The organism is Hyphobacterium sp. CCMP332 (genome assembly GCA_014323545.1).
Taxonomy (GTDB): Bacteria; Bacteroidota; Bacteroidia; order Cytophagales; family CCMP332; genus CCMP332.
The window spans coordinates 2,045,401-2,061,807 of the sequence record CP058647.1 but is presented as its reverse complement, the minus strand read 5'-3'; the positions used below and the strand labels follow the sequence as shown (position 1 = coordinate 2,061,807).

Here is a 16,407-nt window from a genome sequence, read left to right as displayed (position 1 = left end):
GAATTTTTTATAAAATGCCTTAAAACTATGTAATAAAAAGCCAATATTAAAAATAATGAATCAATTAATTATCATTTAAGACCATTGGCCTCTTTTATATATTGTTCAATTGCTCCGGTCATTGATGGAGCCTGCGGAAGTGGTGCCTGAATATCTAAAATTAATTCGGCTTCTTCCACAGCCTTTGCCGTTGTTGGTCCAAAAGCTGCTATTCTTGTATTATTTTGTTTAAAGTCCGGAAAATTTATGAACAAGGAATTGATTCCTGATGGACTGAAAAATGCAATAATGTCATATTTTATATCGGCAAGATCAGACAAATCACTTGCCACCGTTTCGTATATAATTGCTTCTTTAAAGAATATATTATTCTCCTTTAAAAAATCAGGTATGTCATCTTTCCTGATGCTTGAACAAGGAAACAGGTATTTCTCTTCAGGATGCTTTTTTATAATTTCCAGAAGGTCATTTACAGTCTTTTGGCCTGTAAATAATTTCCTTTTTCTCAGTACTATGTATTTCTGTAGATAATAAGCCGTCTGTTCTGAAATACAGAAATATTTCATATCGGGTGGCATTTCCACCTTGGCTTCCTTACATACTCTAAAAAAATGATCGATAGCATTTCTACTTGTAAAAATGACAGCAGTATGGCTGAGAAGATCGATTTTCTCTTTTCGGAATTCCTTAAACGGAACACCCTGCACTTCTATAAACGGCCTGAAATCTATTTTCAATTTATACTTCTCGGCCAATTTATGGTAAGGAGAGTTTTCCTGCTTTGGTTGGGGTTGTGATACCAAAATAGAAGATACTTTTTTCTTTCTCTCGTCTATTAGGCTAGTATCAGTGTTGTTCATACCTCAGAAATAAATTAAAAGGTTAGTAAATGCACCAATAAAATGATTGGAAAGACATCAATTGCTAAAATGCCCGAAATGGTTAATAAATCCGCTTTAATGTTGAAATTTAAGTAAGTCATTATCCCACCGACTGCATTTAGAGCCGCAAATATAAAGAATAAGATTTGAAAATAATTCCCTAATTCTAAATTTGATATTAAGAGCAGTGGAATACTGCAAAGTAAAAAATACCAAAAACTCAGATTGCTAAAACTTAAAAGGTAGGTTCTCCAAAGCGAAGAAAAATTACGCGTTTCCTGTCTGATCCATAAATAAAAAAGATAAAAGCTTCTTTTAAGAAATAGATATAAGACAATCAGAAATGAAAAGAGTCCGGTTTTAATCCAGTTGTTATTTATTCTTAAACCAAAAAAAGTCCTAAACTCGTAATTGAAATAATCAAAATCATATATAAAAGAATTAAGCAATACTGCCAGAATTAATATGGCCAGTAGCAATAAGAGGGGGTTGATACTATCACCGAGGAATTTTTCTATCGTCAATCTCGGCGACCTCAGAAAATTGCCGGAAAAATAAAAATCAAATTCTCTTTTGGACAGGATTCTAACCATCGCAAGAGCAAAGAAGAAACCCAGAAATATTGATTCGAGATAGGGTTTATGAATAATGCGTTCCTTCTTGTCGATAATTGAATTCTCAATTGAATCCGTTTTCTTTATCAGCCTGGCTTTAAGGTTTCCTGAATTTAATAATTCAGAAAAATGCTCCAGTTCAAGTGGATTTTTTGAACCTGTCGCCCTCAGTTCTTCAAGCGTAAATTGAACGCTGTCCGGAGCTTTAGCTCTGTATATTAAGACCTTATTGAGAAAAAGCGAATAGTTTTTCGGGTGGACAATGTTTATTATTAGCTTTCCGGACCAGGAAGTATCGAGTTTTGTAAAAATAGAAGAACTTGTATTGGCTCCATTCCATGGAACCCGAATTCCACTGGATTTGTCAATTTTCTCCGACTTGAAAATCAGATCTTCAATTGTTTTATACTGCGAAGCATTAACGCATGTATAATCGGCAAAAATTAAAAACAGAATTACGACAAAAGACTTTCTAAGCATGTGATTTCTTGACCTTATTTTTCACTAATAGCTCAATAATTAAATTGGTAATAATAAAGAGGCTGGCCAGAATTGTAATCATAGTAGAGTTGCCTGCATTTGAAAAATAAATTGAAATCAGAATTACCAGAATATTAAAAAAGATTAATATGAATAGCGTTTCGCCTTGTTTTAACCCAATTTTTAGCAATTGATGATGCAAGTGATTTTTATCCGGTGAAAATGGAGAAACACCATTTATGACTCTTATAGTAAAAACACGAAGTGTATCAAATATTGGCACAACTAAAATTGATACAGCAACAGAGGGTCCCGCCGGAATCTTATTCATTTCAATAAATTTTATAGCCAAAACAGCAACAATCAAACCACTGACCAGTGAACCCGTGTCTCCCATAAATATTAATGCATTTTTAAAGTTAAAACGAAGAAATCCCAAAATTCCACCTACCAGACAAACTGCAACCATGGCGTATGCAGAATAATATTCTCCTCCGTAATAATGCAGGTAAAGACCAAAAGAGAGCGTGATTATTAATAAAATACTTCCCGCCAGACCATCCATTCCATCTATTAGATTGATAGAGTTCGAAATTCCCATAATCACCAAAAATGTAAAGAGATAACTCAGTTTGTCATCAATTTCAAAAATTCCGAATACACCTTGAAAACTTGTAATTCTTATATCACCGATAAATATGATAATTCCGGCCGCAAGAATTTGAACAAAAAACTTTTTGAAAGCGGATACCGAAACCAGGTCGTCTTTCAAACCGATAAAAAATAATATTATACAGCCCGCAAGCAATTGCTGAATGCCGAAATCAAGTGTCCCGAAAATTGTAAGAGAAGACATAAATGCTGCAAAAATTGCAAGACCTCCCAACCTGGGCGTTAGGGACATGTGAACGGTTCTTTTGTTGGGCTCGTCCAGAAGGTTTTTTATATGAGCCACAAAAATGATTGAAGGAATAGCGAATACCGCCAATAGGAAAGACCAAAGGAATGGGAGAATATAATCGTAAATTTCAAATTGTGGTGTTTCCAAAAAAAATAACTTTGATGCCGGTTTACAAACAAATTCAAAAATATTGATTTTATGTCAATTCACTTGATTATCAAGAATTAAATGGCCGGAATATATATCCATATTCCATTTTGCCGAAAGGCTTGTCATTATTGTGACTTCCATTTTTCTACCTCTCTTAAAAATGTGGATGAAGTTTTTCAGGCTATTATTAAAGAACTTAGCTATGAAAGCAGATTTTTTGACAATAATAAAATTGAAACGCTCTATTTTGGTGGAGGTACTCCATCGGTATTCAGTCCGGAACAATTAGAATCTATAATAAAAAGTACCGAAAATTTTTTCAATTTTGATCGTACTACTGCCAAAGAAATCACACTGGAAGCCAACCCCGATGATTTAAGCCTCAGTTATTTAAAAAGTCTTAAGGAAATAGGAATACAACGTTTAAGTATTGGTGTGCAATCTTTTGACGATGAGATACTCAATTTTTTAAACCGTGGTCACAATAGTCAGGAAGCTATAAAATCCATCGAAAACGCGATTAAATGTGGATTTAATAAGTTAAATGTGGATATTATTTATGGCATTCCAGGGAGAAAACCCGGTGCTATTAAAAATGAACTTGAAGTATTAGATAACAAAGAAATCCAGCATCTTTCAATGTATGCCCTCACTATTGAAGAAAAAACTGTTTTTGGAAACTGGAAAAAAAAGGGACGCTTGAAAGAAAAAGATGAAGATGAGGTCGTTTCGGAGTATCGGGAAATGAAAAATTTATTGGGCGATTGGGAATTTGAACAATACGAGATTTCTAATTTTGCCAGAGATGGTTCTTATGCAATTCACAATACAAATTATTGGCTGGGAAAAAAGTATTTGGGCATTGGGCCATCTGCACATTCTTTTAACGGCGAAAGTCGCAGAATTAACCCCTCAAATAATGCGCTCTATATAAAAGGAGTAAAATCAGGTACTTTAAATAGAAATACTGAGCTATTGAGTCCTTCGAATATATTTAATGAAATGTTGATGACAGGACTCAGAACTAAGTGGGGAGTGGATAAATTCAAAATTCAAAATTCAGAATTATTTCCGTCTATAAAAGTTGTCCTCAGCACCTACATTAACAAAGGGTTGATCATCGAAAAACCTGATTCTTATATTTTAAGCGAAAATGGGAAGTTATTGGCTGATGAAATTGCCTCAGATCTTTTTGTAATCTGATTAAAGACTCATCATCTCTTTAAACTTCACTGCCTGTCTTCTGGAAATTTCCAGTTTATCGCCGCCTTTCAAATGCACCATCAAGCCGCCATTAAACCAACTCTCTATATTTTCAACCCATTTCAAATTGATAATGTATTTTCTACTTGCGCGAAAAAATTCGTTGCCATCGAGTTTTTCTTCCAGGGCATTTAATGATTTGTGAATCAAGGGTCGGAAATTATGGAAATATACTTTCACATAATTTCCGTCGGATTCAAACATCCTTATATCAGATAATTTTACAAACCAACATTTATCTCCATCTTTTACGAACACCTGATCTTCTCCGGTCAAATTATTTCTGGCTATTTTTCCCGTCTTAGTTCTGGATTTCTTATCAAATTCCTCAAGTAATTTTCGAATCGATTCCTTTAATCTTTCAGGCTGGACCGGTTTGACCAAATAATCCATGGCGTTGACTTCAAAAGCCTTCAATGCATATTCGTCATAAGCCGTAACAAAAACGACGGTTGGAACAGAATTTAATTCCTGAAGCATTTCAAAACCGTCTTTTCCGGGCATTTGAACATCCAAAAAAATAAGATCAGGATTGCTTTGCTGAATCATTTCTATGGCCTCATCTGCATTGGCCGCTTCGCCAATCACTTCAATTTCATCAAAAGGAATCAGCATATTTTTTAATTCCTGACGTGCAAGTCTTTCATCGTCAATTATTATTGTTTTCATCGCCTTTATATTCTGGGATTATAATTTCTGTTAATACTGTATTGCTATTTTCATTTGCCACCACTAATGAGGCATTCTCATTAAAAAGTAATTGGAGTCTTTTTCTTGATAATTTGAGCCCCAGCCCACCCGATTTGTTTGATTTTCCGTTTACATATTGTCCTGTATTTCTGATTTCAAGATGCAATTTGTTTTCCTTAACAAATGAGCGGATATCGATTAATCCCCCATCCTTTAAATTAGAAATTCCGTGTTTGATGGCATTTTCCACCAGGGTTTGAAGCATCAATGGTGGTACTTTGTAGTTCAGGCTTTCCGCAGGGCAATGAATATGTGTTTCAAGCCTTTCTTCAAATCTTATCTGTTCTAAAGACAAATAATCTTTTACTGTTTCCAGCTCTTCTGACAAAGGCACTACTTTCTTTTTGCCGGCAAGCAATGATAAACGCAATAAATTTGATAAGGCTGTAATTGACTTTTTAGCTTTTTGAGGGTTTTCATCAACCAGTGCTCTTACGCTGTTTAATGCATTAAATAAAAAATGCGGGTTAAGCTGAGATTTGAGATTTTTAAGCTCGGCTTCATTCATTAAGGCCGCCATTTTTAAACTCCTCTGGTAATTGGAAATGTAATGGAATAAAAAATAAATGAGGAGCCAGAGCAAAAACAACATTGAAAAAATGCTGATTTGATAAAAAATATTGGCTCTTTCAAATGATTCGGCCCATGTGATGGTTTGCCATCCCACGGCATTGACAACACTTTGAGGGAAAAATACTAATCCCATTATTATTGATATAGCTATTACTCTGATAATCAGTTTATTGAATTTTAAACTGAACCAGTCGTATCGAATGATGAAATGTCTTAGTAAATGCGTATTTAAAATGAAAAGGCTTATAAAAAAGCTGGCTTCAATGAGATAATTCAGCTTAAAATCCCCATAGAAATACATCAACCCACCTATAAATAAGGTATAAAGGACGATGGTATTCAACTGAAGAAAGAGATATGATAATTTCTTTGAAATAGCCATAATCAATATTCAAAGCTATCAAAGCCGTTCAAATGTTAAAGCTCAATTATTTTAAACGGTGAAAAACTGAGATCAGATGATCTAGCTGACCAATTTTCAGTGTTTATTTCAATTGTGATATGCTGGCGGCGTCGCTGGTTGAAACATCTACTTTTTTTGGCTCACCGTAATAAACACATTGAGAAGCCTCACTTAAATCTCCAAATATGCTATTGAAAGCCAGAATTTCAGCTTTACTTGCACTGCTTGCAGCTATATCAATATCCTCAGATTTCAATTGACTGGCTTCGTATTTGCTGGCTTCTTCCATTTTAATTTTTTGCCTTACCGCATAACCGGTGGCTCTCAGACTACTTGATCCCGACAAGCTGATCCTCAATGTTTTTACATCTAAAATAAAATTAGATTTTGAGGCGCCGGTTGCTTCAATTTTCAATTCTTCAATTTTAATGACAGACTTTGTACTCAATTTACTGACATCGCTTACTTCAGCAAATTTCAGATCCGGAAGTTGAAGATAAATTTTAACGGGCTTTTCAGTTTTTATTTTTACATCTTCATCCATTTCTATGATAAGATTTTCCTTTACCACACGCGTCTCTACGTATTCGACGATATTATCTTCTGCTTCTATTTCAAGTTTAAAAGGACCCTGTACCAGTTCCACATCTACAAAACTTCTTGTTCTTAAACCGGTAAAGGCCTCAATTTCCCTTTCTACTTTGATTATGTTACCGCTTCCTTTGATTTTTTGAGCTAAACTCATTTGGAAGTTTAAAAGCATTAATACAATGATTAATAAAAGTGTGTACTGTTTCATTAAGCAATTTTGACTTTAAATTAATCAATATCAAGACACAAAAAAAAGCCGGGTTTGGACCGGCTTTGAATTTGTTACTAATTTATTTGCTATTAGAAAAAGTCGTATTTCAATCCAAGACTAAATGTGGTATATGGACTGAATCTTGTGAAGAATTGATCTTCCGCTTCATAGGAACTAAATACTTCCTCCCGCACATCGTTCAGAATATTTGAAACTTTAAAATCTAAATTGATTCTATTTTCAGGTCCAAATGCCTTATTTGCTGAAAAATTCAGACTGTGAAAAGGAACGGCGTAAACATCCGGGATCAAACCGGTACCAACAAAGATTAAGGTTGGGCCCTGAATATTATAATAAAATCCTGCATCAAAACTTTTCTCTATATCTGAATAGGACAAACCGGAATTAATAATGTAAGGTGCCTGCCCTGCCATTGGTCTTTTGCTCTCAATATTTTCTCCATCTTTCTCGTAAGATTTTCTTGCGTTAAACTCAACATCTGTCATGTCCACCTCTGAAATGGCATAAGTCAAATTCGAACTGAAATTAATCTTGCTCAATCTTTCTGAAATAAAATCAAAAGATTTTCTGATTTCAAGTTCTGCACCATAGACAACCGCATCACCTACATTTCTCGGTTGAAAATCGGATCCGGTTTGCTGTGCCGGTAATCGGATCATTTCTATAGGATTATCAAATTGTTTGTAAAATCCACTAATTGAAAATATTTGGCCTTTCTCAAGGAACAGCTCCCATCTTAAATCAAAATTATTGATCCTGGTTTCTGTCAAATTACCATCCCAGTTATCATTGGCATTTTGAATTGGAAATAAGCCTCCGTTAAAAGTTCTTCCATTAATAGGATCGAGAATTTGAGCAAAAGACAATTCTTTAAATGAAGGTCTTGCTATTGTTCTCGAATATGAAACTCTCAGGTTTTGATCGGGAGTTAAAGCATAAATAAAGTTTGCCGTTGGAAACAAATCAAAAGCATCCAATACCTTTTCGTTGTCTAATGATCTACCAGAAGGATTACCCTGAGCTGCAAGTACGTCTCTTCCTGTATGTCTTTGGACAAAATATTCACCTCTTAATCCCAATACAGTTTTTAATCTTGGAATTACATTAAATTCATTTGAAACATAAGCGGCGAAATTGTTCGCATTTGAATTGTATTGATTTGGATTTGGTGTATTATTTCCGGAAACGATGTAAATATTTGTATTTGATTCAGAAGGATAAATATATTCATCAGTTAAAATATTATCTGGATTGTTATTTATTTCTTCATAGAATCTGTCGTTGGCACCCTGAAAAACATAGTCGAATTGATTAATTTCATAATCTCTATTTTTATAAGTATTGCTTACACCGAATAAGAATTTGGCGTCTTTCCCACCAAACTCATAAGTTCTTGCCAGGTCTACTTTTGCTACCGCATTAATCTCACTCAGATTTCTCCATATCCTTGAAGGGAAACCCCCTTCTCCGGCATTGAAGAAATAATTTCCATTTGGATCAGTATAAGAAAATGCTGCTCTTCGGATATCAGGATCGCTTAAAGTTGAAATGGTTGGAGAAAGTCTCCAATCAATTTCCCAACGTCCATTTGAATTGTAATGTGTACCATTTAGCATGATATCAGTTAATCCTCTCTGATTGAATTCAAGATTATGAGAGAATCCGGTGTAGCCAGATTTTCCAACGGCCGAACCATTATCATCAATATTGAACTGGCCTGCCCTTTTTTCCCCATTTTGCAAGTGCATAACGGTTAATCTGTATTTGGATAATCTGGTTTTATAAGCTAATCCCGTAATTCCACCAATGAGAATATTTTGGTTGCCCAGTGAACCATCCAATGTGGTGGCGTAATTTAATTCTGTTTCCGTAGGATCAGAAGGTCTTTGATAATCGCCATAAAACATATTATCGTAAAAATTGGTCTCCGATTTATAGGCCAATGAGAAAATATAACCCAGCTTATTTCCTTTTGAGGATTCTTTCTTTTCATTAATTCCAATCTGATTCCCAAAAGATATTCCAATATTATAATTCATAAAACTGGATTGTTGTTGCGCCGCAAGCGTTGAATTAAATTGTTTTGTGTAATCTCCAAGGGCAGGATCAGGAAATGTTGGTGTTTCCCCGGAAGGAAAATCTCTTGTTCCATCATCAATTCCAAGAAAATCAAGTGAGCCACCTTCGTAACTTAAATAATTTGGATTGAAATGCATTTGAGGTGTATAACCTATGCCTAGGGAAAGTGTCATCGTTTTCTTTTCAGGAAAATCCTTGGTTTCAATATTGACCAAACCACCTGTAAAATCTGCCGGAAGATCTGCAACAAATGATTTAGAAATGATCATATTATCGATAAGGTTGGTTGGGAAAATATCCATCTGTAGTGTATTTCTATCCGGATCCAAACCTGGGATATCCACATTATTTAACATTGTTTTTGTGTACCTGTCCCCTAAACCACGCACATAAACATATTTCCCGTCTTGAACGGAAACGCCGGTTACTCTTTTAATAGCACTGGCGGCATCAGAATCTCCAATTTTTCTAAACTTAGCAGCTGAAATTCCATCGATTACGCTGGCCGATCTTTTTTTGACTGTTAAAATTGCCTCTTCAGAGTTTCTTAAAACCTCACCGGTAACAATCACTTCATCCAGCGTTTTAACATCTTCTTCCATTCTTACATTATTTAACAATGTAATTTCATCAGCCTTAACATTAACTCCTGCGATAGTAATTGGAGCGAATGAAATAAAAGATGCCTGAATATCGTAAGTACCCGGTTCTGCTTTGATTTCAAATTGACCATCAAAATCAGTAATAGAACCGTTGGTCGTTCCTTTAATGACTACGGTGACACCGAACATCGGTTCGCCGTTGGAGTCTTCAATTATTGAACCACGGATTATGCCTTTTTGGGCAAAGGACATTTGAGTAAAAAATATTACAAAAAATAAAATAAGAATTTTCCTCATCATTTGATTCAGACATGGTCTTTAAATGCTGGCGCAAAAATACTTAGGTAAATATTTACAAGCTTGAATTTTGTGTTAAGGAAATGTAACCTGAATGTTATCAATTTAGCAGATCATAAAAAAACCCGGTCTCTCGACCGGGTCCTAATTAAATAATCAATATGAATTAAAGACCTGCAAGGTTTCCAGACTGACCAGCCCATGTCCATGCAAATACGCTTGCATCAGCTTTTGTTCCAGAAGTTCCTGCTGTGATTCCAGTAGGTATTGCTCCGGATTCCATAAAATCAACAAGATCCGTAGTTGGTACGTTTAGAACAACGCCTTCAAAATCAACATTTACAAAAGTTGATTCATCAACCTGATTTCCTACTGGAATTGTTGTTTCATTTCCATCAAGTAAAGCAGTGATGTAAATATTTCTCAATACTACTCCAGAATTATCATCAGTATTAATGATGTCTTCTGCAGATCTAACCGTTTCGATGCTTCCATCATCTGTTTCAAGAATAGCATGTACTACTGTTCCGTTTTCAAACGTATGTTGAACATCAAGAAGAGTAGAACCCTCTGGCCCATCCAATTCGAAATTATGACCCGCTGCTGTTACAACCATGAAGTTAGAACATGTACCTGACCAACTTTGGTCGGTGTCCATTCCATCATCACCAACATTCCAAACCAAGGCATTGGAAACATTTACGGTTCCACCAAACCACTCTATGCCATCATCCTGGTTGGCAACAATTTCTACATGTTCAATTGTTGTTCCACTTCCAACTCCTCCTAATGAAAGACCATTGATCTCATTACCGGCTCCAATGTTTGTTCCGCCGTGTCGAATAGAGATATATCGAATAGTTCCGCTATTATCTGAATCATCAGAACCTCCATAAAGTCCGTTGGTATCTGAAGTCGGAATACCTTCTATTTGTACTTCAGCTGCTGAAGCAGAAATCGCTGCCTTACCCAAAATTATTACTCCTCCCCAAAGACCATTAATATCAGGATCTAGATTTGGCGATTCAAAATTACCTGCAGCCACATCGTCAGGAGTAATTTCATCCGCTACTGATGTAAAAATTATGGGAGCAGATGCTGTTCCATTTGCATTTAACTTTCCACCTCTTGCAACTAGAAGTGCGGTCGCATTGGCCTGAGTACCAGCCTGACCTTTAATGATAGTACCGGCTTCAATTGTCAAAGTCGCGCCATCAAGGACAGTTATACGTCCACCTAATTCGTAGACTTTATCAGATGTCCAGGTAATCTCTCCTGAAATATTCTCGGTAACTACGGTATTACCTGAGTCCGGAGGAGTCGGAGGTGTCGATTCGTCATCATCTCCACAACTGGTTAGCAAAAATGTAGAACCGATAAGGGTTCCAATAAATAATAAGGATAACTTTTTCATTTCAATAGTTGATTTTTAATTTCAGTCGCAAATCTGAAAGCTTTAATAGAATTTGTGATGCATAAATTATTTATGAAAATGTTAATAATTGAGTGTTGTTGACCTATTACTTAACATTGACTTAATAGTCTTTTAAATTTTAAAAGGTCAGATGTATCAATGTCTATTTAAAAGAGCAATCAATTAAAGGATTGCAATTAATCTTTTCTTAACATTAGAAAAAGCAGACGAAATCAGTTATTCCCGGATTAAATTTTCAACTTTAAACTGTGGGCAAAGCAATTATATTTATAGAAGGGTTTTTACGGCTCATACGGGTCAATAATCTGATTATTATTTTTTTTACTCAGTATTTCACGGCAATCTTTCTGATTGACTCACAATTTCGAAACCTGAGACTAAGTCAGGATTACTCATTGTTTCTGGTCACCTTGTCCACAGTGCTAATTGCAGCGGCCGGTTACCTGATCAATGATTATCACGATGTGAAAATTGACGCTATCAACAGGCCCAAAAGCATTCTCGTGGGTAAAATCCTCCAGAGAAGAGAAATGCTTTTGGTGTATTCTTTTTTAAATGCTTCGGCACTGGTTTTAGGGTTACTTGTATCATTTAAAATTCTCGCCATTCATTTATTTTCAATAGCATCACTTTGGTTTTATTCCGCCTACCTAAAAAAAGTAGCTTTTTGGGGTAATTTTTTAGTTGCATTGCTCACAGCATTTACAATTCTTATAATCTCGGTGTATTATAAAAGCAATTATTTAACCGTGGGGCTTTATGCGAGCCTTGCATTTTTTGTTTCTCTAATCAGAGAAATTGTCAAAGATATGGAAGATGTTAAAGGCGATGCTGTTTATGGCAGCCATACCCTGCCAATAATTTACGGACAAAGGGGAGCTAAAAGATATATTTATGTTACAGCCATTTTATTTTTGGCTGGTCTGTTTGTTTTTGATTTTTATATCGATCTGTGGAGCTTTTGGATTATTGGAATTATTCTCAGCGCCGAAATACTAATTTTATTATACTTTATATATTGGGCTGATACAAAAGATAAATTTCATTTTTGCAGTAACTTCTGCAAGGCGATATTACTCTCTGGAGTAATCAGCATGATTTGGGTAAATTAACAAAAGGAATTGATCAACATTGCCATTTTCGCATCGGGTTCAGGCACAAACGCCGAAAACATCATTAAGTATTTTAAGACCAATGAAAAGATCAACATCGCATTGGTTCTTAGCAATAAGAAAGATGCAACTGTTTTGGAAAGAGCGCAAAAGCATTCGGTTCCAAACATCTTTTTATCGAAAGAAGATTTTAAAGACCCCAATAAACTTTTGAGTATCCTCGATAAAAGTAAAATCGATTTTATCGTTCTGGCAGGTTTTCTATTGCTTATTCCTGAATTTCTGATAAATAGATTCCCCAATAAAATCATCAACATTCACCCCGCACTTTTGCCAAAATTCGGGGGTAAAGGCATGTACGGATCCAATGTACACAAGGCCGTTTTGGAACAAAATGAAAAAGAAAGCGGTATAAGTATTCACTATGTGAATGAGAACTACGATGAAGGTAAACTGATTTTTCAATCGCGTTTCCCCATAGATAAAAATACTGGTCTTTCAGAATTGGAAGAAAAAATTCATGCTGAAGAATACAAACATTATCCGGCTGTTATTGAAAAAACAATAAATTTGATTTTTGGCTAAAACTCAATGCATTCATGCAAGACAAAATAATTAAAAGCGCTTTAATTTCAGTATACCACAAAACCGGTCTTGAATCAGTTATTCAAGATCTAATCAAAAAAGATATCACTATTTATTCTACTGGTGGCACACAGAAATTTTTGGAAGAAAGCGGCGCCAAAGTAATTCCTGTTGAAGACCTGACATCTTACCCCTCAATTTTCGGTGGAAGAGTAAAAACACTACACCCTAAAATATTCGGAGGAATTCTTTTCCGAAGAGACCTTGCCCAGGACAAACAGGAGGCCGAAAATTTTGAAATCCCCTCAATTGATCTCGTTATCGTTGATCTATATCCATTTCAGGAAACAGTTGCCAATACTCAGGATGAAAAAGAAATCATTGAAAAAATTGACATTGGTGGTATTTCCCTGATACGGGCTGCAGCTAAAAATTACAAAGATGTTTTAGTCGTAGCATCAAAAAATCAATATCAGGATTTAGAAAAAGTGCTTTCAGGAAAAGAAGCCAAAACCAGTATTGAAGACAGGAAGTATTTTGCTGCTCATGCATTTGAAACAAGCTCAGATTACGATACGGCAATTTTCAAACACTTCAATAAGGATTCAGAAATAAGTGTTTTTAAAGAAAGTATAAAACCGGGTAAAATCCTGCGCTATGGTGAAAATCCGCATCAATCTTCTACCTTTTTCGGTCCTTTGGATGACATGTTTGAAAAACTGCACGGCAAAGATTTATCTTTTAATAATTTAGTAGATATTGACGCAACAGTAGCATTAATTCAGGAATTTGACAAAACAGCCTTTGCCATTATAAAACACACCAATGCATGCGGTTTGGCATTAGGAGAAACAGTAAAGTCTGCCTATTTGAAAGCATTGGAGGCAGATCCTGTATCAGCATTTGGAGGCATTCTTGCCACCAACAGAGAAATTGATAAAGATGCTGCCGAAGAGATTCATAAGCTTTTTTGCGAAGTTGTAATCGCTCCCTCTTTTACAGAAGAAGCACTTACTATACTAAAAGGTAAAAAGAACAGAATACTGCTAAAACAAAAATTAAAAATTGATTCAAAACCTCAGTTTAAAACAATTTTAAATGGTGTTATTGTTCAGGATAAGGACCTAGCGATAGAAAAAGCAGAAGATTTAAAAGTTGTTACCAAAAAACAACCCAATCAATCTGAAATCAATGCATTAATTTTTGCGAATAAGGTTTGCAAACATACCAAATCGAATGTGATAGTATTGGCACGGGAAGGCCAAATGCTGGCATCCGGAGTGGGGCAAACCTCGAGAGTAGATGCAGCGAATCAGGCAATTGAAAAAGCTTTAAGATTTGGAATGGATTTAAATGGTGCCGTTATGGCATCCGATGCCTTCTTTCCATTTCCCGATTGTGTAGAAATAGCTGATAAAGCAGGAATTAAATCAATTATTCAACCCGGTGGATCTATAAAAGACCAGGATTCTATCGATTATTGTAATAAAAATGATTTATCTATGGTTTTTACCGGAATCAGACATTTCAAACATTAAAAAAATTATCTTTGCCACTCGAAAACTTGAAGGCGTACGAATTAGTATCTGAGACACTATGGGATTTTTAGATTTCTTTACAAGTGATATTGCTATCGATTTAGGAACAGCAAATACATTAATCATTCACAAAGACCAAATTGTAGTGGATGAACCCTCCATTATTGCATTGGACAAAGCAACGGGAAAAGTGCTTGCTATTGGAAGGGAAGCCATGCAGATGCATGAAAAAACCCATGAGAATATTAAAACTATCCGACCCTTAAAAGACGGTGTGATTGCCGATTTCAATGCTGCAGAGCAAATGATCAGAGGAATGATCCGTATGACGGATGAAGGCAAGAAGTTATTTCGACCTAGCCATAGAATGGTGATTTGTATTCCTTCAGGTATCACCGAAGTAGAAAAAAGAGCGGTAAGAGACTCCGCAGAACATGCAAATGCCAAAGAAGTATACATGATCCAGGAACCTATTGCGGCAGCCCTAGGAATTGGTATTGACATTGAACAACCTGTGGGAAGCATGGTGGTGGATATTGGGGGTGGAACAACAGAAATTGCAGTCATTGCATTGTCTGGGATAGTTTGCGATCAATCCATTAGAACAGCCGGTGATGTTTTCAATAAGGACATTCTGGATTACATGAGAAGACAGCATAATCTACTAATCGGGGAAAGAACAGCTGAAAAAGTAAAAATTGAAGTTGGTTCTGCTTTGACCGAGCTAGATGAGCCGCCTGCAGACTATGAAATCAGGGGAAGGGATTTAATGACCGGAATTCCAAAAGTTATAAAAATCTCTTACTCAGAAATCGCATTTGCTCTGGATAAATCAATTTCCAAAATTGAAGAATCGGTTTTAAAAGCCCTGGAAATAAGTCCTCCTGAATTATCCGCAGATATTTACGATAATGGAATTTATCTCACCGGAGGCGGAGCCCTTTTAAGAGGCTTGGATCAAAGGCTTTCCATGAAAACCAAATTACCGGTGCATGTGGCAGAGGATCCACTGAGAGCCGTGGTTCGGGGAACCGGAATTCCACTTAAAGATCTCGACCGTTATAAAGCCGTTTTAATGAAATAATCTTTCATGGAAAGATTATTTCAATTATTATATCGCTATCGCGCATTTATTCTTTTTCTATTTTTAGAATACCTGTCTTTTGTTCTGATTAAAAACAGAACCATTTATCAGCAAACAAAAATCGTAAAAGCTGGAATTGAGATTTCGGGAAGAATTAAATCAAGTACAAGCAATGTAAGCGAATACTTAAATTTAAAGGAACATAACAAAGAGCTTCAGGTTGAAAATGCAAAACTTAGGGAGCTTTTAGCGCAAAGAGCACATTCTCCAAATCAGTCACCCAGAGGTGACCGGCCTCCTTCTGTGCTTCAGCAGTACTACTATGTTCCGGCTGAAGTCATCAACAATTCGACCAATCGATTTAACAACTATCTCACTTTAAATAAAGGGGCCATCCATGGAATTAAACCAAATATGGCAGTTATAGGCTCAAAAGGAATAATTGGTAAGGTTGAATCGGTCTCCTCTAATTATTCTACGGTTGTATCGGTACTCCACACCGGCTATTATGTAGCATCTAAAATAACACCTAGCGGTATTCAGGCTACCTTGAAGTGGGATGCTGAAAGTTCGGAGAAATCCAGATTGCTATATGTCCCCAGACATTTAAAGATTAATCCGGGGGATACTGTAAAAACTTCCGGGTTTAATGCTGTTTTCCCTCCTGAAGTCGATATTGGTATCATTTCTAAAGTAGAACTTTCGGAAGATGCGACATTTTACGACCTCAGTGTAAAACTCTTTACAAATTTTAATTCCATTAAACATGTTTATTTGGTTGGAAATAGATTGAGGGAAGAAAAATTAGAATTGGAACAAGAATTATCAAACGAATAG

At 35.7% G+C, this 16,407-nt stretch carries 14 protein-coding genes; 6 read left to right on the top strand and 8 right to left on the bottom strand.

What is annotated here, in order from left to right:
• Positions 1-71: 71 nt before the first annotated feature.
• From HZR84_09055 to HZR84_09045, 3 genes are read right to left on the bottom strand one after another with little or no spacing between them, the layout of a single operon-like run.
• A complete protein-coding gene (locus HZR84_09055) occupies positions 72-860 on the bottom strand; it encodes a uroporphyrinogen-III synthase (protein ID QNL22079.1) in 789 nt (262 codons plus the stop codon).
• Positions 861-874: 14 nt separating this feature from the next.
• Positions 875-1,975 (bottom strand): hypothetical protein, encoded by a 1,101-nt coding sequence (locus HZR84_09050; protein QNL22078.1) that lies wholly within the window; start codon positions 1,973-1,975, stop codon positions 875-877.
• Positions 1,968-3,002, bottom strand: coding sequence for an undecaprenyl/decaprenyl-phosphate alpha-N-acetylglucosaminyl 1-phosphate transferase (locus HZR84_09045; GenBank protein QNL23227.1), 1,035 nt, complete (start codon positions 3,000-3,002; stop codon positions 1,968-1,970). Before HZR84_09045 ends, HZR84_09050 begins: the two co-directional genes overlap by 8 nt.
• 102 nt (positions 3,003-3,104) lie before the next feature.
• Here HZR84_09045 and hemW point away from each other — a divergent pair, with 102 nt between their 5' ends.
• On the top strand, positions 3,105-4,229 hold the full coding sequence (gene hemW, locus HZR84_09040; protein QNL22077.1) for a radical SAM family heme chaperone HemW: 1,125 nt from the start codon (positions 3,105-3,107) through the stop codon (positions 4,227-4,229).
• On the opposite strand, the gene HZR84_09035 is transcribed toward hemW, so the two are convergent.
• The 5 genes from HZR84_09035 to HZR84_09015 all read right to left on the bottom strand — a co-directional run bounded on the left by HZR84_09035 (position 4,230) and on the right by HZR84_09015 (position 11,230).
• Complete coding sequence (locus HZR84_09035; GenBank protein QNL22076.1) at positions 4,230-4,958, bottom strand: response regulator transcription factor; 729 nt, start codon at positions 4,956-4,958, stop codon at positions 4,230-4,232.
• The gene (locus tag HZR84_09030) at positions 4,939-5,889 is read right to left on the bottom strand and encodes a histidine kinase (protein QNL23226.1); all 951 of its coding nucleotides are present in this window, start codon (positions 5,887-5,889) and stop codon (positions 4,939-4,941) included. The genes HZR84_09035 and HZR84_09030 overlap by 20 nt, the downstream gene beginning before the upstream one ends.
• A gap of 208 nt (positions 5,890-6,097) precedes the next feature.
• A complete protein-coding gene (locus HZR84_09025; GenBank protein ID QNL22075.1) occupies positions 6,098-6,814 on the bottom strand; it encodes a DUF2807 domain-containing protein in 717 nt (238 codons plus the stop codon).
• Between the two features lie 92 nt (positions 6,815-6,906).
• Positions 6,907-9,816, bottom strand: coding sequence for a TonB-dependent receptor (locus HZR84_09020; protein ID QNL23225.1), 2,910 nt, complete (start codon positions 9,814-9,816; stop codon positions 6,907-6,909).
• Between the two features lie 166 nt (positions 9,817-9,982).
• Positions 9,983-11,230, bottom strand: a complete 1,248-nt coding sequence (locus tag HZR84_09015; protein ID QNL22074.1) for a hypothetical protein — start codon at positions 11,228-11,230, stop codon at positions 9,983-9,985.
• Between the two features lie 281 nt (positions 11,231-11,511).
• Here HZR84_09015 and HZR84_09010 point away from each other — a divergent pair, with 281 nt between their 5' ends.
• From HZR84_09010 to mreC, 5 genes are read left to right on the top strand one after another with little or no spacing between them, the layout of a single operon-like run.
• The gene (locus HZR84_09010; GenBank protein QNL23224.1) at positions 11,512-12,363 is read left to right on the top strand and encodes a geranylgeranylglycerol-phosphate geranylgeranyltransferase; all 852 of its coding nucleotides are present in this window, start codon (positions 11,512-11,514) and stop codon (positions 12,361-12,363) included.
• A 9-nt stretch (positions 12,364-12,372) separates the two neighbouring features.
• Positions 12,373-12,948 carry a phosphoribosylglycinamide formyltransferase gene (purN, locus tag HZR84_09005; protein QNL22073.1) on the top strand — a complete coding sequence of 192 codons (576 nt, stop codon included), beginning with the start codon at positions 12,373-12,375 and terminating at the stop codon, positions 12,946-12,948.
• Positions 12,949-12,962: 14 nt separating this feature from the next.
• Positions 12,963-14,486, top strand: a complete 1,524-nt coding sequence (gene purH / locus HZR84_09000) for a bifunctional phosphoribosylaminoimidazolecarboxamide formyltransferase/IMP cyclohydrolase (GenBank protein ID QNL22072.1) — start codon at positions 12,963-12,965, stop codon at positions 14,484-14,486.
• A 58-nt stretch (positions 14,487-14,544) separates the two neighbouring features.
• Complete coding sequence (locus HZR84_08995) at positions 14,545-15,570, top strand: rod shape-determining protein (GenBank protein ID QNL22071.1); 1,026 nt, start codon at positions 14,545-14,547, stop codon at positions 15,568-15,570.
• A gap of 6 nt (positions 15,571-15,576) precedes the next feature.
• A complete protein-coding gene (mreC, locus tag HZR84_08990; GenBank protein ID QNL22070.1) occupies positions 15,577-16,407 on the top strand; it encodes a rod shape-determining protein MreC in 831 nt (276 codons plus the stop codon).

Coding starts and splice junctions, on each gene's coding strand:
- HZR84_09055 (QNL22079.1), bottom strand. CDS start 860: ATGAACAACACTGATACTAGCCTAATAGACGAGAGAAAGAAAAAAGTA.
- HZR84_09050 (QNL22078.1), bottom strand. CDS start 1,975: ATGCTTAGAAAGTCTTTTGTCGTAATTCTGTTTTTAATTTTTGCCGAT.
- hemW (QNL22077.1), top strand. CDS start 3,105: ATGGCCGGAATATATATCCATATTCCATTTTGCCGAAAGGCTTGTCAT.
- HZR84_09035 (QNL22076.1), bottom strand. CDS start 4,958: ATGAAAACAATAATAATTGACGATGAAAGACTTGCACGTCAGGAATTA.
- HZR84_09025 (QNL22075.1), bottom strand. CDS start 6,814: ATGAAACAGTACACACTTTTATTAATCATTGTATTAATGCTTTTAAAC.
- HZR84_09020 (QNL23225.1), bottom strand. CDS start 9,816: ATGAGGAAAATTCTTATTTTATTTTTTGTAATATTTTTTACTCAAATG.
- HZR84_09015 (QNL22074.1), bottom strand. CDS start 11,230: ATGAAAAAGTTATCCTTATTATTTATTGGAACCCTTATCGGTTCTACA.
- purH (QNL22072.1), top strand. CDS start 12,963: ATGCAAGACAAAATAATTAAAAGCGCTTTAATTTCAGTATACCACAAA.
- HZR84_08995 (QNL22071.1), top strand. CDS start 14,545: ATGGGATTTTTAGATTTCTTTACAAGTGATATTGCTATCGATTTAGGA.
- mreC (QNL22070.1), top strand. CDS start 15,577: ATGGAAAGATTATTTCAATTATTATATCGCTATCGCGCATTTATTCTT.